We start from the raw sequence: 23,554 nt of genomic DNA on the forward strand, positions 1-23,554 counted from the left end.
CACAAAAAGAAAGGACCAAAAAATGGTCCTTACTCATTTCAATATTCTATCATCCTGTCACTCGGTAAGATATTTTATTACTGCCATTTCCTTACCGAACCGGTGACCTTCATCAATAAATCCTAGACTCGCATATAAATTATGTGCACCCAAATTTTCAGGATGATAACCTACAATAACTTTTTTTGAATTCGGTAATTTAGCCATCTCTGAAATCATTAACTTAGTTGCAGCTTTCCCTATACCCTTGCCTTGGAATTTCTTATCCACCATTATTCTATACACCCAATAACCATCAAGTTCTTCTTGAACAGCATTATACATTAAAAAGCCGACTACTTTTTCATTTAAATAAATAGCATATGGCTTTAAAGTAGGCTCAAACTTTGACTGAGCTACTGATATGGCATTGGATTCGATGTATTTTTTTTGTTCTGTTGCTATCTCAAATTCACAGCAGTCGTACCAGTTTTCTGCATTTAATTCTACGATTTTCACATTATCTTTAATCATAATTTTCCCCTTTCAAAATGCGGGGAAACGCCAAACAACTTAGTTAATGAGTCGTTATCCCCTTGTTGCCATTAATAATATAAAATCTTGTATTTGTCATAATGAACGCCTCCTCTAACTACTACTGCCTAAAATTCTATTAATAGATAATTAGGCTTTTTAATTATACCATTTTTTTCATAATAATCCTTTTTGCACTATATTTTATTAAGCGCCCCGTTATCTCAAAATGGATTTTGATGTTGGAAAATATAATTTGAGGATTTAGTTTTTCCATTCTTCCCTAACAAAGGCCATTGCGCTTTCAATACTTGAGACATCCTTCTTGAGCCAACTTTCACCCATTTCTCTTACTAACGAGTGAATAAACCCTATTTTACTAACAATTTTCACATAATCCAGTAATACATTTATAACACCATCATTTAACCCCAACTCTTGTAAATCCTTAACCAGTTCTAAATCATCCTGAGAAACAACACCATTGAGATTTTTAAGATAATCAATGGGTGTCGAAGAAAGAATCTTTTTAATATACCATTCTTCGTAACTCATTCCTGTTTTAGCTTTAAATCTTTCTTCACCTTTTGCATTCCATTCCTCAATTGTTATCCCGTGTACTTCTTTAAATCGTTCTTCAGTAGTCGTGCCGTAAATTACTTTGCCAATTTTTTTCTTATATCGTTTTTGATCGTCATTCATTTATTTCATCCCTTTTCGACCTTATTCACGAAAGAAAAAAGAGCTGCCGTAGCAACTCAAAAATCGATCTTTAACGCCCCATGATTGAACAACTTACTTTCCTTTTAATTGTTTGGCATTGATAAAAAAGGTAGATCCAATTAAAAATAAGCCTAAACAAACGAACATCGTTATCCCCGAATATTTATCATCTAATATTGTCGTGCTTACTAAAACAACGAACATCATTAGTGCAAGTGTTACATATAAGCCTTTAATGTATTTCATAAGTAATACCTCCTCATAGTTAAAGAGAGCTCGCATATTGTTAAAGATTTTTTCTAGATTGAGTAAAGATAATAAAACCTACAATGAAAATCGCAAAAATACCTAAACCTTTATAGACATATTGGGTGTAACTTTTACTGTAAGTATACTCGCCTTCTCTAATTGCTTTTATATAATGACCATCCCCTATGTGGATTGCAATTGCAGTATCTGTATCGATTCCATCGATTGAATAATATTTCGTCCCTTTTGGATAGACATTTGAAAAGTTGCCTTCATATTGTTCCATATCTGAATACTTCGTGACTTCTCCAATTTCCTTATTAATCTTTTCTACATATTCATCGCTAATTACATAAATATAATCATCCCAAACAACGAAAGGATATGCCCAGCTTGTTGCCTTTGCTTTACACGGAAAAAATGAAAATACTATAATCGCAGTAAATAATATAAGTCTTGTATACCTCAAGCATTACACTCCCTCAATATATTTACTGATTAGACGATTAATACTCAATTTAGTTACAAATAATTCCAAAAATACAAATAAGCCTCATCGAACCTTCTATTAGTAAAAGAGCTACCTTAGCAACTCATTGGTCGTTAAATAACATAATTATTATAGGTATTTTCTCCACTCATGCCATGCTTCCAAGTAAGCATCTAGGTCGTGTGGATGTACTTGAATACATACGCCAATACGTGTGTATAACTGAAAAAGCACCTCGTCCACCAGCCGTTCCTTTGAAAATGTAGAATTGCTATTCCACAACGCAAACGATGACAACAGTGTATTCATCGTTAAGCTATCTGGTGAAGAGCAAAAGGCGTAGGTAAAATCATAAATTTTCGGCCCAATCAATGGTGAGGGATCAATAACGCCGTTGATTTTATTATCCAAAAATACAAAATTGTGAACACCAGTATCTCCATGTAAGAAATACTTCTCTTCTTGGATATGATAAGCACTTAATTTCTTAACCAACATCTCTACTCTTTTATGGTCCTCTAATGGTAGTAAGTCTCCTATGCTCTTTTGAGCAAATGCTAAACTACTCTCGTTAAATTCTGACCACCATTTTCTATGTAGTCCATTGACTCTTCCCCATGGCATGTCTTGGTTCACTCGTTGGTATGTATGAAATAACTCTTTTATTAAAACTTCCATCCATTCCAATTTGGGCCCTCGATTAACATGTGTTTCTCCAGAAATATAAGAGTAGACAATAAATTCTTTGTTTACGTCTGTATAAAGAACATCAGGCAATAGCTTTACATCACGATATACGGATAGAAAATCATTAGTTGCAGTAATAATGGCTGGGTTATCTATTTTTATTACAAAGGTCGGCTTATTGTTAAAGCTGAGCGTAAATAATACGCCATTCGTCGTCCCACTTTTTAAAGTTTTTAATGTGAGACAATTGTTACTTATCAAACCTTTATTTATTAGAATTTGAATGACTTCATTTATATTCATCATCTTTCATCCCTCATTGATAATGTTCGAGGTAATTACCCTTTTCAAATATTTCTTTTGCGCTTAGGGCAGTCCATTCCTCAGGTGTTACATCTGGGTGTAAATCAAGGTAGGATTTCACTATTTTATAGCCCTCGCTGTATCCATATGAATATGGTAGATCTACTCCTCCAAAATTAATTTCTTGTGAGCGCTTAAAGTTAGTACTATCTAAATCTCCTACAACTTTTGACCAATTTTCTCTATCGTATGCAGAGTACAATATATTTTCATAATATTCAGGATAAACTAATTTATTAAACATCACTGCCTTTCCTTCTAAAACCATGTTATCTAAAATCGTAAATTGCATATCTCTACTTCCATACTTTTCAGTCCAAATACTATGATGATATTCGTGGGCCATACTAAACCTTAATCTATCTTCCGTATAATCTTTATTGTATAGAACGATTATTTTCCCTGCCCCTACCGTTACCATTTCGGCGTTTACATTAGTGGCAGGAAGAACACATACAGTCGTTTCTATTTCGGACGGTATAAGGTCTGAAGATTTGAAAAGAGCTTCTTTTATAAGCTTTTCTGTTTCTTCACTATCAATTTTTTCACTTAATAATTGATTTTCTGTTAATTGGTCCGGCGCTACGTTTAGTGCATAATGTGCCATATGAAGATATTCGCCATTGTCAAAACAATCACTATAGATTGGTTCAATAACCTCTTCTTGATAAATTTCTCGTTTTGATTGTTTTGGGTTACTTTCAACTTTATCTTGATAGTTTCCATAAAGTTTATAGACATTGACTATTTTATACTTTTGCTTTGTTTGAGGGTGTTCAAAAGATGTAATGATACTTTCTATATCTTGTTTTTTATGTGATTTTTCTGTTTGTGTACAGGAAGCAAGCATTAGAATTGTGCTTATGAGCATAAATCCTACAACTATTTTCGGAAGTTTTATCAATAATATCCATCCCTTTTTACCGTATTACTGTATCGTTCGAATATCTTCCCAACCATAAACTAGCTCAGCGAGTTTTTTGCCAGCAATCAGAATTTCAACAGTATCTATCTTTTTCCCACCAAGTGCTTCATAAAATCGACGAGAGCTGTTATCTTTCAAAACAAGAACGAGCATTGAACATAACCCCATCCCCTTAATTTCTTCTACGATTGCTGTAACAAGTGCTCTCCCAATCCCTTGCCCTTGGTATTCTTTTAAAAGATAAATAGCATATAGCTCCCCTTCAAAACCGATATATTTACCGCTTCTTTCTTTACCACCTGAAGAAAAACCTAGAATGTCCCCTTCGTTATTTTCGGCAACAAATATAGCGTCATTCGAAATATTTTTTCTCCATAGCAGCTCTCGATTTTCGTATGATAAATCCATTAAGTATTCGTCGGGAACGATGTTGGCATATGTTGTTCTCCAACTGTCGACATGTACTTTCGCTATTCCTTTTGCATCTGATTCAGTTGCTTTTCTAATTTTAAAATTTTTATCCATACGTTCACTCCAATTGGGGGTGATTTGCTCTGGTATTGCGGTGTTCCGATTCCTGCTAGAGGCGATTCCCTTATGTTTTTTAGCGATTCCTGGGGTACAATCGGCGATTTCCTTCACGCTGGCGATTCGCTCTGTGTTTCCAGAATTCATCTTAGCTAGCGAAGTTTCTATTACTTTATATCCAAACATCATTTTCTGCAGTCATTTCGCCCGTTGTTTCTCCGGTATTTACGACACCTCTAGGTTCCACTAGCATTATTTGGCATTCTTGTTCTGCATAAGGCTTATGCTCCACGCCCTTTGGTATTACATACATTTCTCCTTTTGATAGTTTGACCTCTCCATCACGAAATGCAATAGCCATCTCCCCATCTAGGACGATAAATACCTCATCTGTCTCACTATGTTGATGCCATACAAAATCACCTTGAATCTTAACTAATTTAAACTGATAGTCATTCATTTCACCAATAACTTTAGGAGACCACTGCTCAGTAAACTTTGATAACTTTTCGCCTAAATTAATAGGTTGATAGTCCATGTAAATACCTCCTTTTTTTCCTTTTATTATATTTTACCAGAGGTTTGTGAAACATGTAATTTTTTCATAACTACAATTCGTCATTTAAATTCTGAAAATTATGTTAAAATAAAGGGATACTGCAAGGAGGTTTTTACATATGGCAATTGAAAAAGTACGTGAGCATTTCGCACAATGGAATTTACACCATAAAATACAGGAACTGAATGAAAGCTCCGCAACTGTTGAAATGGCAGCACAGGCACTTGGCTGTGAACCAGAACGTATCGCTAAAACACTATCGTTTCTAGTGAATGACGGGGCCATTTTAATTGTAGCTGCAGGGGATGCCAAAATTGACAATGCGAAATATAAAGCAATATTTGGGACGAAAGCGAAAATGCTTGCAAAGGAAGAAGTCAATGAACGAATTGGGCATGATATCGGAGGGGTTTGCCCGTTCGGTATTAATGAAGGGGTTGCTGTTTATTTAGATGAATCACTCAAACGTTTTGCAACTGTATTCCCCGCCTGCGGCAGCAGCAATTCTGCAATTGAACTTAGCATTCAGGAGCTAGAAGCATATACACCTTATCAGCAATGGATTGATGTTTGTAAAGGTTGGAACGATTAATAAATTAAATTCTGAATACAAAAGTAAAAATCCACAATGTTTCCTGCATGCGAGGAAACATTGTGGATTTTTTAATTTTAAACTACCTACGGGACATTTTTATAGCCTACAGCTAGCCAATGTGAATCCCATTCGGTAATCTGATTGCCCACTCTACAAGATAAGCCACACGCACGATTATCTGCAATGAAAGAACCGATTAGCCATTTCTTAGAATGGAGGTCATTACCCTGTTGAATGTTGATTGAAGGCATTTCGACGTATTGCTGGTAAATAAACAAATTGTCATCATAATGATTGTACGCAGAACCAGTTATTTTTGAGCCATCTCCTGCATAAATTTCTACCGTATTTCCTTCTCGAGAATAGACAGGCTTTTTCACATAAGGCACTCCATCTACTAATAATGGCTCTGCTGATAAATACGTTGGTAACATATATTTATTAATTGCAGCTCGCTCCTCAGCATTAAATAGCAATGGATCATTTTTACGTTCCCAAATTAACCATAACAAAATTTTCGATTGAAGGACATATGCCGCTGGAGCATTTATAATCGCAAGCTTACGATCTTTCACAAGATCCAATAATTGCAGACCGATTCTATCACCATCGGGAGCTACATCATCAATTATAAATTCTATTGGATGTGCGGGTCGATACAAAATATCGATTCTCTCCATTGAAGGCGTATAGAGCCCTCTCTTTACATCTGGCGCATCATCAGAAAAAATTATAAGCTTTTCGATAGGTACATATTCAACATCAAATGGCACACATGTTTTCAAAAAATGTACCTGACAATACTCCTCATAATCCTCTTTTGCTGTTTTACCTGTAATAACGATTTTAGGCTTTTTCACATCATATAAATACTGCATTGCGGCAAAAAGTGCACCAGATAATGTTTTATGTAATGCGGACACATCATTAGGATTTTCTAAATGAAAATGCTGACAAAGCTGTTCATTCATCTCAAACGTTTCTTGCACAAGAAAAGGCGTTTCTCCATTCAGTTCGAGACATTTTATGTTGCCATCCTCCGTACAAACAAAATCAAAACGAGCAAGTATAGACTGTTGTTGTAAATAATCCAATTCAATATAACGTATCATTTCTGAACGAATACCAAGAGCAAAAAGCTGCTCATCTGTTAAATGCTTAAATTGTTTACCCACTTTTAAAAAGATTTGCCAAAGAATCTTCGACGCGTAATAAAGTTCGTCTATTTTCTCCTTAGCCAGCTCCATCACATCATATAATGCATACTCTAAATCTTCAAAATCGGAAAAGAAATTAGGAAATTGTGAATAGAATTTTTGCCGTTGTTTACTATAAGTATCTTGTTCCATCGAGATTCTCCTTTTTCAATCGTTAGGACGAAGAAGAGCCTCCCCTAGATGCGCCTCCAGATCCAAAGCCTGATTTTCCAGATGACGAGCCGTTCGAATACGAATTAGAAGAGCTCGTATTACTTGAAGAAGAGCTTGAACCATTCGAATATGAACGCTGACCGCTCGAATAAGAATTCGTGTTACTCGAATTAGTATTTGAGCCACTAGACGTTGGGTTAGTTGATGTAGAACTATTTGTTGATGTACCAGATGAAGGCGAAGAGGAGCCACCTGTTGTAATGCCATTTGAATTCGCATTTGTAGCGTTCGGTTTTTTAGTAGTCGTTGTCGATGCCCCTGCCGAACTGCTACTGTTATAGTCCTTGTCTGTTCCATTTTTCAGATTGCGGCTTTTATAGATGGCACTTCCAATCATTGCACCCGCAGTGGCATACATTAAGCCATTAAAGAAATGTTGAGCGTAATACGGTGAATTTTCATCTAAACATTCAAACGAACCATCATCACCTTCTTGCCATTCATCACAAGCATCAGCCATTTCACTGTTATGTACATTTAGTAAATCCTCATTATTAGCAGGTTGATTATTAGTTCCTGACGTATTCGTCGTATTGACGGGATCACTAGACTCTTCGTTTGTCTGTGATTCAGTATTGCCACACGCTGCTAATTGCATGACCATAAATGATGCAGTGGTCACTGCCATATATTTTTTTAATTGCTTTGCCATATTCTTAAGCTCCTTATTATCAATACCTAGTTTACGAATAACCCTGTTATTTGGTTTCATTGTTTTTACAAATTTATACTATAAAATAATAGCACAATAATATTCCTATTAAAAAACGTCAGAGCCATGATACTCTGACGTAAAAATCATTATTTGGTCGTTACTTTTCTTCCGTATGTCATCCATCTCCATACTTTTTCCAATGGCCCCATTTTGAAAAATTTAAAATAAATGATACTAAAAATGATTTGAATTACAAAAATCATAATGGCAATGATGACAATATAGGAAGTCGAAAGCACTTCGAGTCCCATTAAAGATATAATCGCTAACCCTATAAAACTCTGAGCTAAGTAATTTGTAAACGCCATCTGTCCAACACGTCCAATTGGCTCTAAAATTTTCACAACTTTTTTGTGTTCTAGAATCAGGAATAAACTCGCTAAATAAAAATATGTAGTCGGGATTACACCTAAACCTAGTAATAATTGTAGCTTTTGATTATCATCATTTTGAGCTGCAAACCAAATCCAACTAGACATAGCTACAAATATTGGACCTGTTACATATAATACCAACTTTATTTGTTTGGTAAGTTGTCTCACATTTCTAATCCAGTCAGCTTTTGCTACTAGAAAACCTGTTAAAAACATAATAAAAATAGTTATTGTATCATTTCCTAATACATTGAAAACTGTTGAAAGAATAGCTAGGTCTGGCAAAAACATTTGTCCAAGTATGCTTACAATGTGAACAGTGATTATGCCAATAAGCCAGTTACGAATTGTATCAATCTGCGCTCGATAAAATGGTAGTAAGAACAAACCAATTACTGCATATGCAGAAAGGATGGATCCCCAGAAAAAAATTATATGGACAATCCCAATAACAAATAATGCTAGTAAACGCCTTGCAAAACGCCATCGAGGCTTATCACCTCTTGCTTCAGCGCGGGAAGCAAAAATATAAAAACCGACGCCGAAAAGAAATGAAAAAATGGAAAAGAATTTTTTCTCAATGAATATATCAATTAGTGTATCAATAATACTATTGAATTTACTATAGGCTGGCACCGGTCCTCCTTCAACTACTAGTTGATAGGCACCTACATTAATAAATAGAATGCCAAATAACGCTATTCCACGAATAATATCTAAGGACATAATTCTTTCTTTTGGTGTAACGGATGGATTCATGCTTTCAACTCCTTATCTTCAATACTGCAATTCATGCTCCTTGGCTATTATATCTACGCAACCTTACAGCAGTTTGTTGATTAGCTTACAAAAACCTTAACTGAAAGATTTTCATTTATCTTAACGATTTATTTAAAATTACAGTTTCTTGCGCAAACACTAAAAAAGGTCTGGATTAATTTCCAAGACCATTCTTTTATTTATATTATTATCAAGCGTAATCTAATGTATCAGCGGCTAATAGAATGCAAAATTTCTTCTCATTCTTTTTCATGTTTCATTAGTTTTTCATCCCTTTTCAAAAGTTAAGACAACATAATTTATAGTATGTAGACATTTTGAATTTGAAAAGAGGTGACCAAGGTGAATAGGAATAGAAGATTTAGATTTTGTTATCCTGGCTATAAATATTGCGGACCTGGATGTTCAGGACCTGGTTCACCAACAAATGCTGTTGATTCTTGTTGTAAGAAGCATGATGTATGTTATTCAAGATACGGTAGAACAAAAAAATGCGATGTATATTTTCAGCAATGTTTATTAGCACAGATGAATACCAATAGCAAAATGGGCAGAGATGCTAGACTGTTCTACAAAGTTTTCGATTTGCGTAATAATTTCTTTTAAACGTCAAAAGCCAAGAATGAACAACAAGTTCCATTCTTGGCTTCAAAGAAATATAGATGTCTTTTGCCGTTGATTTCCGCTATAGGCGGGGCTTTCCGCAAAATTGTTTAAGAATTGTTTTAGTGCCTGACACTTTTATGGGCACTTTTACTTAATCGGGATCCAAATTTCTGAATAGAGATTTTCACTTGATGGGTCTTCGTCCGTGTATACCTCTAATTCAGCTGTACCAGCTGGTTCATATGGATTGGATGGGAACCATTCAGAGAAAATTTGCTTCCAAGCATTTTGCATCGCATTCGGCATTGGGCCATGTACTTCAAACACAACCCATTTTGATGCTGGCACTTCCATCGCTAATAAATTTTCCGGTACATCCCCTACGTGATCTGTTCCAATCCAATAATCCATTAAATTATTTTCTTTATAGTTTTCGTCTGGTACACAAACACCCAGTACCCCTTTAATTTGTCCGTCATTTAATGCAAATAATTGCTCGTCCATTCCTTGACGATTTACTTCATCCCAAAATAGAGGTATACCTTGCAAATTCTCGCCTTTTTGACAATTATACGTTCTTTTCACTCCTACAACTTGGAACTTTTCTTTTTCTACAATGTTATACTTCATTGGTTCTGCTCCCTTCAGACTCACCTGGATTACGAGGCGGTTATATGATTGTAATGGTCCTTGCTGTTTTCGTGCTTCACTTGGCGTTACATTATGTTGCTTTCGAAATGCTTTTGTAAAAGCTTCAGGAGAGTCGTAGCCATATTTGAAGGCGAGATCGATTACTTTTACATCTGTATTGATTAATTCCTGTGCTGCTAAAGTCAATCTTCTTCGTCTTATATAATCCGCAATTGACATATCCGTTAAAATAGAAAATGTTCGTTGAAAATGAAAAACAGATGCATTCACTTCGTTTGCGATTTGCTCCATTGTAATCGTTTCTTGCAAATGCTCCTCTATATAATTTATTGCCTTTTGAATCGACTCAATCCAACTCAAACTCAAATGCCCTCACTCCTTGATTAAAGATTAACGTATACTAGTTTTTTCTTCCTGTCTTTTTATGCTATCTTTGGACTGGTCCACTCATTTGTATGCATAGTCTACTACATTTCGTCAATTTTCCAAACCTTTACTTTAAAGGTGCTCCTCCTACAATAATAATTATTTATACGAGGCAATAACATAAAATTTTTTTGAAGCACATGAATATTTAAGTGAGCGGAAAGCGTCCGCTTGTAGCGTTACGCTACGAAAAAAATCTTTGCAATGAGTGTGATTTGTTGATGAAAATATATAAATGAGCAATTTTATTAATTATTAGTAGATTCTTAGTATTTAATTAATTTAAAATAAACAGTATTATTAAGTATTATAGATATTTCATCTAATGACACAATACGCGGAGGATATGACATGTTAGAAATAACAAAAGAGATAACAACAAACCCAAAAGAAAAACCTGCAGTAGACCAATTAGGTTTTGGTCAATTTTTTACAGATCATATGTTTATAGTCGATTACACAGAAGGCATGGGTTGGCATAATCCACGCATTATCCCGTATCAGCCTCTTTCTATAGATCCTTCTGCAGCGGTTTTCCATTATGGACAAGCTGTATTTGAAGGATTAAAAGCTTATGCAACAGTGGATAATAGGGTCCTTTTATTCCGTCCTGACCGTAATTTTAACCGCTTAAATCATTCGAATGAGCGTATTGTCATTCCAGCAATTGATGAAGAATTGGCGTTAGAAGCGTTAAAGCAGTTAGTAACATTGGATCGTGAATGGGTTCCAAAGGCACCTGGAACATCTCTTTATATCCGTCCATTTATTATTGCTACTGAGCCACACTTGGGTGTACACCCTTCTAAAAACTATAAATTTATCATCATTATGTCTCCATCAGGCTCTTACTACAAAGAGGGCATTAATCCAGTAAAAATCATGGTGGAACAACATTTTGTAAGAGCTGTAGTTGGCGGCACTGGGGAAGCAAAAACTGCTGGTAACTATGCGAGCGCCTTAAAAGGCCAAGAAATTGCCAATAAGGAAGGCTACTCTCAAACTTTATGGCTAGACGGTAAGGAACACCGTTACATCGAAGAAGTAGGTAGCATGAATATATTCTTCAAAATAAACGGAACAGTCATCACACCAGCATTAAATGGTAGCATCTTACCTGGGATTACACGTAATTCAATGCTTCAAGTATTAAAGGCGAAAAACATTCCAGTTGAGGAACGTCGCATTTCAATCGATGAAGTGGTAGAGGCTTATCATAATGGAACTTTGGAAGAAGCATTTGGTACAGGAACAGCAGCGGTTATTTCACCTGTAGGAGAATTAAAATGGCAAGATGAAAAAATAGTGATTAATAACGGTGAGATTGGTGAAGTTTCACAAATGCTTTACGAAACATTAACAGGCATCCAGAATGGCACGCTTGAAGATACATTTGGTTGGACGATTAAATTATAAAAATATACAAAAGAGTGTTAGATTGACCGCAATCAATCTAACACTTTTTTACTGTGAACATTTTTTAGGGCAACGTAAACCACTGAAATAGCCGTCTCCACTTTTTTGACCTTTAATGAGATTGGAATAACACCAAAATAGTTGTACCTTCTTCGCTTTCCCAAAGTTCAACAAAAAAGCAATAACCATTTGGAAAATCATTTAAATATGCTTCATCATCAAGGCAAATGTTATTTTTATATTTTGTATTCCATTCTGACTTAACATCATTTATTAATAAACACTCTAATTTACTTTTTCGTTCCGTTTGATAATTACAGATAAATATTTCTTCTACTTCGCCATTAAGAATCATTTGTCCCAGTTCCTGTAACGTAAATTGTTCAGAGTAAATTTTACTTGAAACTACTACTTCATCATGATAAATCTGATTTTTTTCTTTGTCTATAAAGTATCCATTTCTTATCACTATGTTCAACCCTTCTTTATACTGTTAACAGAGTTTAAAATTTAAAAATGCCTCTACTTTTTCTCAATGAAAAAACTTAAACATTAACTTTATAATTCAATGCTAACTCATCCCCGGCTAGTCCTCGTATCCCCCAGTTATGCTTAGGTGTTTCAAAAATAGTAATTTCTATATCTTGAGGAGCTATACTCAATTGACTGTTAATTGTTTCAAATAGCAATGTGAGTAATTGTTTTTTCGTTTCCATCGTTCGACCTTCGAACATACTAATTTCAATAATGGTATATGCTTCAGTTCTTTCACTAGGAAAGTAAAAATCTTCTTTATCCATTGGGAAAAAACGATGAAATTTCTTATCGGATGGCAATGTCAGTGCCTCCATCATACAAGAATGAATAATAGTTGATAATGCTGCCTTAATAGGATTTAACCTGTCCTTAACACCATATATTTTAATTTGACTCATGCTCATCTCACCTTTCTCTTCTAACCACTTATTTCTATTCTATAAAAAACACGCAATTCCTTTAATCGTCCTTGCTTTATATATTCCATAATGCAATTATCGTAGAGTAATAATTATTGCTAAAATGGAATTATGAAATATTATTACTAGGTTGAGAGCCTTCCTCTAAGCTATTAACTGTCCAAGAAACTATAGTAGTACTATCTCTCACATCATTGTTTTGTATTGTATTCAACATACAACGAATGCTTTCATCATCTTTACTATTAGCGAATGTATTATAAATGTTCATTGGATTCGAATATGGTTCATTCGGACATTCTATTAGACCATCAGTCGTTAGAAAAATACGATTTTCCCCTTTTCTTAATTCTCTTATCCCAATACTGTAGCACGGCACATCCTGATCAAACGTGTTCACTTGTCCTATCCATTCATAAAACTGCCTTTGATTTAACTGATACTGTCCCAGTGCAGCAAGTTCTGGGGTAAATAAATATAAAATACAGTCGCCGACTGAAAACCACCATACATATCTATGTTTTCTTACAACAATTAAACAAGCTGTTTCTCCTGTTACATTTCGGCAAACTGATAGGAATTCCACAGATAGAAACATATTTAATATTTTATCTTCAAGCCGTTGAAAAAATTGTCTTGTTGCTGACGAAGATAATATATTTTTTATTTGCATTTTTTCAGCATTGAATAGTTCTAAAATTATTTCAGCACTCTCGGAAGTATTATGTGCGTCTAGGATAATGGCGAATTCCCAATCTTCCTTGTCATTGCACCATATCAAACATCCATCCTCATTTTTATATTGCCCTGCATTCGAATTGCCACCATATCTTCCTACAAGTATGTGATGAAGTTGCAGAATATTTATCGTATCTACAAAATCTTCTTGGCTTCCGACCCAGCTATAATCCTCAATATGTTTACCCATATGGATTATTCGCTAAATATGATTTGATACGGTTACAAAGTGCAAATACATCATCATTGTCCCCCATAGGAGCATCTTCCCAATCATAAACTTCCATTGGTCCCCAGTATTGTTTTGGCGTATTTGGATAACGAGCAACAATATGCATATGAAGGTGTGGAACTGAATTTCCTGAAACAAGTGAATAGACGTGCTCAGCTTTTTCCGACTCCATTAGGGCCTTGCTAACTATAGCCATCATAACGCCAAATGCTTGTGCTTCTTGCACAGTCATATCGGCAAGTGTTGGGGCATGTCTTTTTAAGTCAATCATAATATGGCCTAAGTAATTCGGTTTACCATTTCTATCAATATGACCGACGTAAATATAGTCATCTTCGTATATCATAACTCCAGCAGTTTTAATATTCCCTGCATGTTTGTCGCAAATAAAGCAATCTTTCATAATCGCACGCCTCCTAAGTTTTATCATGTTAATAACGCTATTAGCCCAATACCTTTTAATCTATCCTTGTGTATGTTTCATTGTAGGACGTACCATCAATCTTGTATTAAATTGCAGTATTTAAATATGGTTCCGATATAGTCTTTGGATTTTCAATAGGATCAACGCTAATAAATATCTAAGAAAAACCTAAATCTATTAAAGTTGATTAAACACCATTACCCTGATTGTCTTCTTTTACATAAAGGTCACTTAATTTGGGAGCTAAATTACTATTCATTTTAAGAACGCAGAAACCTAATATACTGGCGCAACTTGTTGTGCAATAATAAGATAAACCTCTCCTATTATCATTTTATGTTGCTGTATATAGTTCATAATTAAATCTCGATTATTGCGGATATTACACAGACCATCTAAGTCATTTTCTTTCTCTAATCCAATTTGATATTTCACGTTACACCCCTCCCAACTCCGTCCCATTATTTAATTACCGACAAGCTCACCTTGTTTACCCAATCATAAATAAATCTTTCTTGATGAACGTTTAACTGCGGAAGGTTGTTACGGGCAAAGAACCGATGTTCGTGACTTTCTTCCGAACGTTGAATTAATTGTCCCGTAAAACAGCTTGAGTGAAAAATAATTTGGACACTGAAAACTTTATCGCCATTCGGATATGCTGCAAATCCTTCTTCACCAGAATAAATTCCAAACAACGCTAATTGTTCAACTTTTAAACCTGTTTCTTCGTAAGTTTCTCTTACGGCCGCTTCAAGAAACGACTCGCCAGGCTCCATTATGCCACCTGCTATACCCCAAACATCTCGATCCGTTCGATGTTGTAGTAAAATTTGATTGTCATGTTCAAGAATAACACCGCACCCTACAGTCATTAGCATTTCATTGCCAATGAGCTGCCGCATTGTTTGTATGTAACTCATCATTTCCTCCTCAAATGTATGACCATTTTTATCCACACCACTATATTAACATATATATCCATTTCAGTTAAAAACCCTGTTAAGAAGAAAAACTTTTAAATTGGGCAAACTTTAATAAATGGACGATGTATGAAGTCAAAAATTAGGGCAAGAATAACAGTATAAAATTCCATTATGAGGTGTATGTATGAAAAAATTAATCATCGGTACTTTTACAGCAATCCTAACAACAGGTTTATTGTTTGGTTGTGGAACAACGAAAGAAGACAAAACAGAGCCCAACGATACTGAAGCACCTTCAACCCACAAAGAACACATGGATAATCAAAACAAAACTGATGACAAATCAAAGGAGTAAGTCTTCCTTAAGTTCATTAGACATAAAAAAACCAGCTCAAATAAATAGAGCTGGTTTTATCATTAAATTAGAAAATATTTTTAGAATGGTGAATTTTAATCTTCAGAATTGATATTATCCTTTTGGCACTCATCGCCCGTTCAAGGAATCGCCGGTTAATCCGAAACAAACGCTAATACCCTATAGCCCCTACACTTCTTCCTAATACATAGTCAAATATTCATCACGTTCCCAGTTGTGGACGCGTGTGCGGTATTTGTTCCATTCAATTTCCTTCGCTTCTGTGAACTTCTCAAAAATATGATTGCCAAGTGCGTCACGTACAATATGATCCATTTCTAGCTCGATTAATGCGTATTCTAAAGAAGATGGTAAACTATCAATGCCATTTAATTCACGATCTACACGGTTCATTTTATAAATATTTCGATCTACAGCATCTGGTGGTGTTAAGCCTTTACGTATCCCATCAAGTCCTGATGCTAAAATAACAGCCATCGCTAAGTATGGGTTAGCCGCAGGGTCAACAGAACGTAATTCAATACGAGTTGAAAGTCCTCGTGCCGCAGGAATGCGAATAAGTGGTGAACGGTTTTGAGCTGACCAAGCTACATAGCACGGTGCCTCATAGCCTGGAACTAAACGTTTATAAGAATTTACTAAAGGGTTTGTCACTGCTGTAAAGCCGTGGACATGCTTCATGACCCCTGCCATAAAGCTGCGAGCCGTTTCGCTCAATTGTAATTCAGCATGTTCATCATAGAAGGCATTTTTATCACCTTCAAACAATGAAAGATTGAAATGCATTCCTGAGCCATTAACGCCAAATAACGGCTTTGGCATAAAGGTTGCATGTAAACCATGCTGTGCTGCCACTGTCTTAACGACGAGTTTGAACGTTTGTATGTTATCGCACGCTTCAATGGCACTTGCATATTTAAAATCAATTTCATGCTGTCCCGGCGCCACTTCGTGATGAGACGCTTCAATTTCAAAACCCATACCCTCCAGCTCGAGCACAATATCACGTCGACAGTTCTCACCTAAATCAGTCGGCGCTAAATCGAAATACCCACCACTATCATTTAATTCAAGTGTTGGATGCCCTTTATCATCTAGTTTAAATAAGAAAAATTCTGGCTCTGGTCCAAGGTTAAAGGAGCTAAAGCCTAACTCTTCCATTTCCTTTAATACCCGCTTCAGGTTGGAACGTGGGTCACCTTCAAATGCTGTACCATCTGGTCGTGCAATATCACAGATAAAGCGTGCTACCTTACCTCTTTCCGCTGTCCATGGAAAGATAACGAATGTATCTAAGTCAGGACGTAAATACATATCAGACTCCTCAATACGAACAAACCCCTCAATCGATGAACCATCAAACATAACCTTATTGTCTAATGCCTTCGCTAATTGACTAACTGGTATTTCCACGTTTTTTATCGAGCCCAATATATCAGTAAATTGTAGGCGAATAAATTTCACATTTTCTTCTTTCACCATGCGGATAATATCATCTCTTGTATGATGTTTCATTCTTCACCACTCCAATTTGTCATTTTTCTTAACGTATTTTTTATAACTGCTTTTAAATTACACTAAAACAACAAAAAAGCGCAATGGGCATGTAATGTTTTCTTACATATGATTTTTCGAATAAATTTATCTTTATTTTAGATGTATCGATTCATTAGGTTGGACCTATATATTGACATTCACTAAAATAAAACTTAATGATTACTTAAAAAAATCTTTTATAGAACATTAGTCTTGCATTATTTATATTTTACTGGTACATTATAAACGAAATATAATTTTAATAGGATCTAATAGGATATTTTTACTATCCTATATACCAATCCCTATTATAGTAATTGAATAATTCGAAAGTAGCTTTTATAATAATGACGTCGGTGGATAAAGGCCTTTTGATTCCATCCATCCAGTACAGAACAAAACTCCTTTCAAATGGTCTAAGCTACCAGATTGAAGCAAACTTCGCAAACTCCAGGCAAATGATTTAACATCGCCTTAAAATTCCTATATAACACATTGTCACCAACATTCAGTATCCAGCATACTCAGATACATAGATTTACTAGTTTTTATACAATTGGGGTGACATATACCATAGGGTGAAAACAGTAAAATTCAAAGCTATCCATGGCTATCTCGCACATAACAATGTCTTGTTAATATGTTTTTAAAGAAATGAAATTGATTCTCTTTTGTTTAAATATTATTAACCGTAAAATACATGAATTTTTTTAACACCGCTAAATTCTCTGGATGGACTCAGGCGTTTTTTTCCTATTCTTTCTCAATAAAATGGCGATGACCTATTTTACTTTGCTTACATTTAAGACTGCAATTTCAATTCAAGATAGGTGATTGGTGATGGAAGTTACATTGCGTGTTCAAGCTAAAGCTAAAATACAAGCAGTTCATTTTACAGAAAAAAAACAGGAAATTATGTATCACACAAATTAGCCATTATTGTGATTGAAGCAATGGAAAAAATCGATACCCACCTCCTTTAACACAATTGTCGTAAATGTTAGACAGAGCAATGGGAGGTAAAGTTAACCGTTATCGATAAAGCTCACTGAATAACGGAATATGATTTAACGAAGGCTTCGCAATTCAATTTAAACCAATTTATTTTTACAAATCGAGGTCAAGGAATCATATTTGGTTTAAACATATTTCTAAGGAAAATTTATAGTCGGTGTTTCAAAGAAAATTCATGGATAAGTACATCTGAAATTTGGAGGGACTTCTATGAAATGGACAATAAGAAAAAAAATAAATTTACTCATCCTTACCTGTATGTTACTAATGGTATCTATTCTAGCAATTATTAATTTTATTGAAGCGAAAAAGAATTTTTTAGAAAGTGCGGATGCGAAAATTTTATCTGACTTGCAGTTAAGTTTGCAATATTTTGATGTAATTGCCCCTGGCGACTGGGCTATCAAAAATAACGAATTGTATAAAGGTGATATTAAAATTAATGATAATTTCGCTATTGTGGATGAAATTGAGGAGCTAGCAGACGGTAACATTGTGACAATCTTTCAGCATGATACACGAGTTAATACAACGATAGTCGAAAACGGCTTACGACAAGTAAATACAAAGGCTCCTCAAAAACTTATTACTGCTGTGTTAGAGCAGAAAGGACGTTATATCGGCTCAGCAAATGTATTGGGAAGTATGTATCAAGTAGCGACCGAACCGATTATGAATAGCAACGGCGAAATCATTGGCATGTGGTCGACCGGCACACCATCAGCCCCCTATATTAACATTGCTAAAAGATATGTAATGGAAAATGTTGCGATTTTAATAGGTATTGCAATTTTAATGTTCGTGAGTATTAGTTGGTTTTTACAGCGCCAAATTATTGCGCCAATTAATCAATTAAGCTTAAATGCACAAGAACTAGCTAATTTAAATTTAGACGTGAAAATAATAAATCCTAAAGGAAAAGATGAAATTGCCAATTTAGCACAAGCCTTTAATAATATGAAGCAGCGTTTAACAGAAACAATGACTATTGTATCGAATAGTGCCAATCAAATAGCTAGCTCCTCGCAGACATTAGCTGAATCATCACATCAAACAAGTGAAGCCTCCAACCAAATTGCTTTAACAATGAATGACATTTCAAATGGAACCGCCACGCAATCAGATCAGGCTGAACGTATTGTCATGATGATGAAAAAAACGATTGAAGAAGTAACCAATAGCTTAGAAAAAGCAGAAACAACTTTAAATAGAGCGATCCAATCGACCCATATCGCTCGAAAAGGTGAAGATGCTATTAATGAAGCAATTAAGCATTTAAATACAGTCACGCATACAGTTTCTTATGCAACCGACTCGATTCAAAAACTAGGCAAACGCTCCGAAGAAATCGGTGGTATTATCACCGTTATAACTGGAATTGCGGAGCAAACTAATTTATTAGCATTAAACGCTGCTATCGAAGCTGCTCGAGCAGGTGATCAAGGAAAGGGCTTTGCTGTAGTCGCATCAGAAGTTCGTCAACTTGCTGAGCAATCCAGTTCGGCTTCTGGTCAAATTACAAATTTAATTAAGAATATACAAGCCGAAACCGCTGTGACCGTCCGGACAATGGAAAGTAATTTACTCGCTGTCAAAGAACAGGTGAACATTATTAGCAAAGGCGGAGAAGCCCTACAAGAAATCGTCGAACACGTTGTTGAAACAGAGCAAGGTGTAAAACAAATGAAGTCTGCATTCACGCATGTCAATGACAACTCATTAGGTGTTCAACAGGCAATACATGATATCTCACGCATTCTAGAAGATTCCGCGGCAGCTTCAGAAGAAATGGCAGCTACCTCTGAAGAACAACATGCAACTGTAGCTGAAATTTCTCATAAATCAGAGGAATTAGCAGAAATTTCTATCAAACTACAAAACGAAGTAAATAAATTTAAATTTTAATCTAATAACTACATGACATGGAGGAACACTGAAATGAGTAAGAATAACATGATAAATATTGGTTCAAAGACTGATTATATTCCAATCTCCTTTACAGGTAATTTAGAATACGAAGTAATCGATGAGTTAAAAGAGGAGCTACACGCTATTAGTTTAGATACAAAGCATGGCTATGTAATGGATATGCAAAAAGTAACGAACATTGATAGTACTGGTTTTGGAATGATTATTAATTTCGCTAAGAAAGTTATGATTGCCGAAAAGAAAATCGCCATTATTGTGACAGATGAATTTATTCGTAAACTGTTCGCCATCTCACAATGTGACAAAGTATTCCCTATTGCAAAAAGTGAAATGCAAGCGCAGCAAATGATTAAAGAAAAAAGCTGGATAGGTGAGCTCGCACTAAGTGAATATTAAGTGCCAATATTAAGTGCCAGGCACTCAAACAATTCTGAATTTCTCCTATGAGAAAGCATAAAAGAAGCCGCGACATATCGCGAGATAGCGATATATTGCGGCTTCTATTGTGTTTGCGAGTGACAGGCACTCACACAATTTGACTCTTCAATTATTTTTGTAAAAGCATATTTAATAAAACAACGATAATAACGATTGGTACCACTACTAACATTAACACGCGATAAGTCTTATAAAATCCCTGTCCCATTTGACTTCCCATAAGCAATTCCTTTTTCACAAAACTTTTATCTACTACATAGGCAATAAAGATTGCAATCAACAAGTTGCCCAACGGTAGCATTAAATTGGACACTAAAAAATCAGTAGCATCAAAAATCGACTTTCCGAAAATGGATACATCCGCTAACAAACTAGATGATAATGCTGACGGAATGGCAGCAATGAAGACAACAACCCCCAGCAGGAACGTTAAGACTGAACGTGACATATGCCACTTCTCCATAAATGCCGCAACAATAATTTCATATAAACTAAATGATGATGTTAACGTCGCAAATAAAAACAGTAATAAAAACAGCGCTAAAAATACTTCACCAAAGGGCATTTGACTAAATGCTGTCGGTAGCACCATAAATAATAAGCCAGGCCCAGCCTGTGGCTCTAAATCAAAGGCAAATACTACAGGAAAAATAGCTAGTCCTGCAAAAAATGACACGAGCACAGTCAGTATAACTACTGAGCCTGCTGAGTTCGGTAAACTAACATCCTTTTTCAAATACGAACTATATGTAACCAAACAAGAGAACCCTACTGCCAAACCAAAGAATGACTGCCCTAACGCCTCTAATAAAGCTTTACCCGTTATATTTGAAAAGTCTGGCCATAAGAAGAATTTCACACCCTCCATTGCCCCGTCTAATGTTAATGCACGAATAACAAGAACGATAAACATAACAAATAATAATGGCATCATCCACTTATTTGCTTTTTCAATGCCGTTTTGTACACCTAGCGAAATGACAAGTACATTCGCAAGTGTAAATAACGCTAAACCTAGTAATGTAATCCACGGAGTACTAATAATTTTTCCAAATAGCTCACTTGGATTAACCGTTGAATCAATAACAGCCCCAGATACACCTAGGCCACTATAAATAAATATCCAGCCCCCTACAACACTGTAAAAGGTTAATAATAGAAAACAGCCAAGTACACCCATGCGTCCAACCCAAGCCCAAGCAGGTTTTGTTGGAACAACCTTTTTATAGGCTGTGATCGCCTCTGATTGCGTACCACGCCCTAAAATATACTCGGATAATAACATCGGTAGGCCAATCAACAAAGTGAACACCACAAATATAAGGAAAAATGCGCCGCCACCACTTTGCCCTGTGACATATGGTAGTTTCCATATAGCCCCTAGTCCAATCGCAGCACCCGCAGATGCTAAAATAAACCCTAACTTACTGGACCATTGTCCATTGTTTTCACTCATCTCTTCAATCTCCTCAAATCTAACTAATCTCACATTAATTGTACATTAAAATAGTAATTTAGACTAGTCAATTCCTGAAGATTCCAGCATGCTATTAGATCTATAAATAAAAAACCCCGAGTATGAATAAACTCGAGGCTTAATTTATTATTTCGATAAATACATCGTACGTTGTTGTTCAATCCATCTACGCATCGTTGTGAACAGTAACGCCATAATCGCCGTTAATAGCACACCTTTAACGATATTAAATGGCAAAATACCTGCAATAATCATTTTATATAATGAATCGCCAACTACTGGCTCCATACCTAAGAAATAAGTGTACATCGGTAAAAATACTGCGTAATTTAAAAAGCTCATTCCTACTGCCATAACAATTGTTCCTGTTGCCAAACCTCCAACAAGACCCGCAATTGTTTTAAAACGGTTAAAAACAAATGATACTGGTAAAATAAATAATATACCTGTCACAAAGTTTGCAATATGCCCAACTGGAACCCCTGTAGGTGTACCCGAGAAAATCCAATCCAATATATTTTTAAATAGTTCTACTAAAATACCCGCAACTGGCCCCATTGTGATGGCTGCAAGTAAAGCAGGCATATCACTGAAATCCACCTCTAAAAATGCTGGGAACGGCGGAATTGGGAAATTAAAAAGCATTAATAAAAATGAAATACTACTTAGCATACCAATCGTAATAAACGATTGAAGTTTGATATTTTTCTTCATTGAAAACTCTCTCCTCTTTGCTGATTCAATCTTGCAAGAAGAAAGGTTACGACGTAATCGATTGTTTTTTCACGAAAAAACCCTTATGCACATCAGCATAAGGGAGAAAAGGCATGATTAAATAGCGCCATTACTAGCTTTTTTTGTGCAAACAGTGCAATCTATAGACACACTAAAAAAAACGCTCGCACATAGCTTAATTCGTAACAACGAATGACGATCGTACCTTCATCTTCTCCCATCCAGACTATACTGTCGGCCTTGGAATCGCACCAAGTCAGCCATGCAAAAAAATCTTTGCACAGGTCGCGGGCTGAAGAGCCATGTAGTAAATCTTACGAGCTAATGTAGTTTGTAGTACACTAGCGATTTACAACTCTATTACCGCCGGTCGGGATTTTCACCCTGCCCCGAAGATGAATCAATATTATTTTATAAATTAACTATAATGTTTTATCTCACAAAAGTAAATACTTCTGCTTAAAAAATTCCGATTAAATTTGTATGTTTTAATGAATGCTTCTCCAAAAGGGCCAGTGGATTTTCGAGTTCAAGTTATTCAAATTCAAGCCACGAGCGACGGATTCCGCGTTTCACCATTAGAATTCCGCGTTTTAGAGCTTGGATTCCGCGTTTCACCATTAGGATTCCGCGCTTCAGAGCTTGAATTCCGCGTTTCAACACCAGATTTCCGCGTTTCCACCAGTATTCTAATACGGAAACAACTCATAAAAAAAACAGCTACCTCATAAAAGCTAGCTGTT

The 23,554-nt window shown here is 35.6% G+C and carries 28 protein-coding genes and 1 riboswitch; of the genes, 7 read left to right on the plus strand and 21 right to left on the minus strand.

Features of this window, described 5'->3' with window-relative positions; translation table 11 throughout:
- Positions 1–57: 57 nt before the first annotated feature.
- The 8 genes from ACIP9C_RS03540 to ACIP9C_RS03575 form a co-directional block, all read right to left on the minus strand.
- Positions 58–513 carry a GNAT family N-acetyltransferase gene (locus tag ACIP9C_RS03540; RefSeq protein ID WP_401008672.1) on the minus strand — a complete coding sequence of 152 codons (456 nt, stop codon included), beginning with the start codon at positions 511–513 and terminating at the stop codon, positions 58–60.
- Positions 514–777: 264 nt separating this feature from the next.
- A complete protein-coding gene (locus tag ACIP9C_RS03545; protein ID WP_401008674.1) occupies positions 778–1,215 on the minus strand; it encodes a hypothetical protein in 438 nt (145 codons plus the stop codon).
- Between the two features lie 93 nt (positions 1,216–1,308).
- On the minus strand, positions 1,309–1,482 hold the full coding sequence (locus ACIP9C_RS03550) for a hypothetical protein (RefSeq protein ID WP_401008675.1): 174 nt from the start codon (positions 1,480–1,482) through the stop codon (positions 1,309–1,311).
- A gap of 40 nt (positions 1,483–1,522) precedes the next feature.
- Positions 1,523–1,954 (minus strand): hypothetical protein, encoded by a 432-nt coding sequence (locus ACIP9C_RS03555; RefSeq protein WP_401008677.1) that lies wholly within the window; start codon positions 1,952–1,954, stop codon positions 1,523–1,525.
- 150 nt (positions 1,955–2,104) lie between these two features.
- The gene (locus tag ACIP9C_RS03560) at positions 2,105–2,968 is read right to left on the minus strand and encodes a protein kinase family protein (protein WP_401008679.1); all 864 of its coding nucleotides are present in this window, start codon (positions 2,966–2,968) and stop codon (positions 2,105–2,107) included.
- 10 nt (positions 2,969–2,978) lie between these two features.
- On the minus strand, positions 2,979–3,896 hold the full coding sequence (locus tag ACIP9C_RS03565; RefSeq protein WP_483869668.1) for a DUF2268 domain-containing putative Zn-dependent protease: 918 nt from the start codon (positions 3,894–3,896) through the stop codon (positions 2,979–2,981).
- A 57-nt stretch (positions 3,897–3,953) separates the two neighbouring features.
- Positions 3,954–4,475 carry a GNAT family N-acetyltransferase gene (locus ACIP9C_RS03570; protein WP_401008682.1) on the minus strand — a complete coding sequence of 174 codons (522 nt, stop codon included), beginning with the start codon at positions 4,473–4,475 and terminating at the stop codon, positions 3,954–3,956.
- 175 nt (positions 4,476–4,650) lie between these two features.
- The gene (locus ACIP9C_RS03575) at positions 4,651–5,016 is read right to left on the minus strand and encodes a cupin domain-containing protein (RefSeq protein WP_401008683.1); all 366 of its coding nucleotides are present in this window, start codon (positions 5,014–5,016) and stop codon (positions 4,651–4,653) included.
- Between the two features lie 139 nt (positions 5,017–5,155).
- Here ACIP9C_RS03575 and ACIP9C_RS03580 point away from each other — a divergent pair, with 139 nt between their 5' ends.
- Positions 5,156–5,629: a YbaK/EbsC family protein gene (locus ACIP9C_RS03580; protein WP_401008685.1), complete on the plus strand. Its 474-nt coding sequence runs from the start codon at positions 5,156–5,158 to the stop codon at positions 5,627–5,629.
- A gap of 86 nt (positions 5,630–5,715) precedes the next feature.
- Here ACIP9C_RS03580 and ACIP9C_RS03585 read toward each other — a convergent pair whose 3' ends face one another.
- The 3 genes from ACIP9C_RS03585 to ACIP9C_RS03595 form a co-directional block, all read right to left on the minus strand.
- Positions 5,716–6,981, minus strand: coding sequence for a glutathionylspermidine synthase family protein (locus ACIP9C_RS03585; protein WP_401008687.1), 1,266 nt, complete (start codon positions 6,979–6,981; stop codon positions 5,716–5,718).
- A gap of 22 nt (positions 6,982–7,003) precedes the next feature.
- Entirely contained in the window at positions 7,004–7,714 is a 711-nt protein-coding gene (locus tag ACIP9C_RS03590; RefSeq protein ID WP_401008689.1) for a hypothetical protein, read from the minus strand.
- A gap of 149 nt (positions 7,715–7,863) precedes the next feature.
- Complete coding sequence (locus ACIP9C_RS03595) at positions 7,864–8,910, minus strand: DUF418 domain-containing protein (RefSeq protein WP_401008691.1); 1,047 nt, start codon at positions 8,908–8,910, stop codon at positions 7,864–7,866.
- 363 nt (positions 8,911–9,273) lie between these two features.
- Here ACIP9C_RS03595 and ACIP9C_RS03600 point away from each other — a divergent pair, with 363 nt between their 5' ends.
- Positions 9,274–9,537 (plus strand): phospholipase A2 family protein, encoded by a 264-nt coding sequence (locus ACIP9C_RS03600; RefSeq protein ID WP_401008693.1) that lies wholly within the window; start codon positions 9,274–9,276, stop codon positions 9,535–9,537.
- A 147-nt stretch (positions 9,538–9,684) separates the two neighbouring features.
- On the opposite strand, the gene ACIP9C_RS03605 is transcribed toward ACIP9C_RS03600, so the two are convergent.
- Positions 9,685–10,548 (minus strand): AraC family transcriptional regulator, encoded by an 864-nt coding sequence (locus ACIP9C_RS03605; protein ID WP_401009171.1) that lies wholly within the window; start codon positions 10,546–10,548, stop codon positions 9,685–9,687.
- Positions 10,549–10,965: 417 nt separating this feature from the next.
- Here ACIP9C_RS03605 and ACIP9C_RS03610 point away from each other — a divergent pair, with 417 nt between their 5' ends.
- Positions 10,966–12,030 carry a branched-chain amino acid aminotransferase gene (locus ACIP9C_RS03610; RefSeq protein WP_401008695.1) on the plus strand — a complete coding sequence of 355 codons (1,065 nt, stop codon included), beginning with the start codon at positions 10,966–10,968 and terminating at the stop codon, positions 12,028–12,030.
- Between the two features lie 112 nt (positions 12,031–12,142).
- Here ACIP9C_RS03610 and ACIP9C_RS03615 read toward each other — a convergent pair whose 3' ends face one another.
- The 6 genes from ACIP9C_RS03615 to ACIP9C_RS03640 all read right to left on the minus strand — a co-directional run bounded on the left by ACIP9C_RS03615 (position 12,143) and on the right by ACIP9C_RS03640 (position 15,303).
- A complete protein-coding gene (locus ACIP9C_RS03615) occupies positions 12,143–12,499 on the minus strand; it encodes a hypothetical protein (RefSeq protein WP_401008697.1) in 357 nt (118 codons plus the stop codon).
- A 76-nt stretch (positions 12,500–12,575) separates the two neighbouring features.
- Positions 12,576–12,965, minus strand: a complete 390-nt coding sequence (locus ACIP9C_RS03620; RefSeq protein WP_401008699.1) for a tautomerase family protein — start codon at positions 12,963–12,965, stop codon at positions 12,576–12,578.
- 130 nt (positions 12,966–13,095) lie between these two features.
- Positions 13,096–13,914, minus strand: coding sequence for a PP2C family serine/threonine-protein phosphatase (locus tag ACIP9C_RS03625; RefSeq protein ID WP_401008701.1), 819 nt, complete (start codon positions 13,912–13,914; stop codon positions 13,096–13,098).
- Positions 13,907–14,359, minus strand: a complete 453-nt coding sequence (locus ACIP9C_RS03630) for an HIT family protein (RefSeq protein WP_401008703.1) — start codon at positions 14,357–14,359, stop codon at positions 13,907–13,909. Before ACIP9C_RS03630 ends, ACIP9C_RS03625 begins: the two co-directional genes overlap by 8 nt.
- Before the next feature lie 297 nt (positions 14,360–14,656).
- Positions 14,657–14,815, minus strand: coding sequence for a hypothetical protein (locus ACIP9C_RS03635; protein WP_401008704.1), 159 nt, complete (start codon positions 14,813–14,815; stop codon positions 14,657–14,659).
- Positions 14,816–14,841: 26 nt separating this feature from the next.
- On the minus strand, positions 14,842–15,303 hold the full coding sequence (locus ACIP9C_RS03640) for an NUDIX hydrolase (protein ID WP_401008706.1): 462 nt from the start codon (positions 15,301–15,303) through the stop codon (positions 14,842–14,844).
- A 187-nt stretch (positions 15,304–15,490) separates the two neighbouring features.
- On the opposite strand from ACIP9C_RS03640, the gene ACIP9C_RS03645 reads away from it, so the two are divergent.
- Positions 15,491–15,661, plus strand: coding sequence for a hypothetical protein (locus tag ACIP9C_RS03645; RefSeq protein WP_401008708.1), 171 nt, complete (start codon positions 15,491–15,493; stop codon positions 15,659–15,661).
- 201 nt (positions 15,662–15,862) lie between these two features.
- Here ACIP9C_RS03645 and glnA read toward each other — a convergent pair whose 3' ends face one another.
- Positions 15,863–17,197 carry a type I glutamate--ammonia ligase gene (gene glnA, locus ACIP9C_RS03650; protein ID WP_401008710.1) on the minus strand — a complete coding sequence of 445 codons (1,335 nt, stop codon included), beginning with the start codon at positions 17,195–17,197 and terminating at the stop codon, positions 15,863–15,865.
- 1,245 nt (positions 17,198–18,442) lie between these two features.
- Here glnA and ACIP9C_RS03655 point away from each other — a divergent pair.
- Both ACIP9C_RS03655 and ACIP9C_RS03660 read left to right on the plus strand, forming a co-directional pair.
- Entirely contained in the window at positions 18,443–20,137 is a 1,695-nt protein-coding gene (locus ACIP9C_RS03655) for a methyl-accepting chemotaxis protein (protein WP_401008712.1), read from the plus strand.
- Positions 20,138–20,170: 33 nt separating this feature from the next.
- Positions 20,171–20,557 carry an STAS domain-containing protein gene (locus ACIP9C_RS03660; protein WP_401008714.1) on the plus strand — a complete coding sequence of 129 codons (387 nt, stop codon included), beginning with the start codon at positions 20,171–20,173 and terminating at the stop codon, positions 20,555–20,557.
- 151 nt (positions 20,558–20,708) lie between these two features.
- Here the strand turns inward: ACIP9C_RS03660 and ACIP9C_RS03665 are convergent, their stop codons facing one another.
- Both ACIP9C_RS03665 and ACIP9C_RS03670 read right to left on the minus strand, forming a co-directional pair.
- Positions 20,709–22,055: a sodium-dependent transporter gene (locus ACIP9C_RS03665; protein ID WP_401008716.1), complete on the minus strand. Its 1,347-nt coding sequence runs from the start codon at positions 22,053–22,055 to the stop codon at positions 20,709–20,711.
- Between the two features lie 147 nt (positions 22,056–22,202).
- A complete protein-coding gene (locus ACIP9C_RS03670) occupies positions 22,203–22,790 on the minus strand; it encodes an ECF transporter S component (protein ID WP_401008718.1) in 588 nt (195 codons plus the stop codon).
- Positions 22,791–23,016: 226 nt separating this feature from the next.
- Positions 23,017–23,212, minus strand: a riboswitch (FMN riboswitch).
- Between the two features lie 114 nt (positions 23,213–23,326).
- On the opposite strand from ACIP9C_RS03670, the gene ACIP9C_RS03675 reads away from it, so the two are divergent.
- A complete protein-coding gene (locus ACIP9C_RS03675; protein ID WP_401008720.1) occupies positions 23,327–23,542 on the plus strand; it encodes a hypothetical protein in 216 nt (71 codons plus the stop codon).
- Positions 23,543–23,554: the final 12 nt, after the last annotated feature.

Source organism: Lysinibacillus sp. NPDC093210, assembly GCF_044753985.1.
Taxonomy (GTDB): Bacteria; Bacillota; Bacilli; order Bacillales_A; family Planococcaceae; genus Lysinibacillus.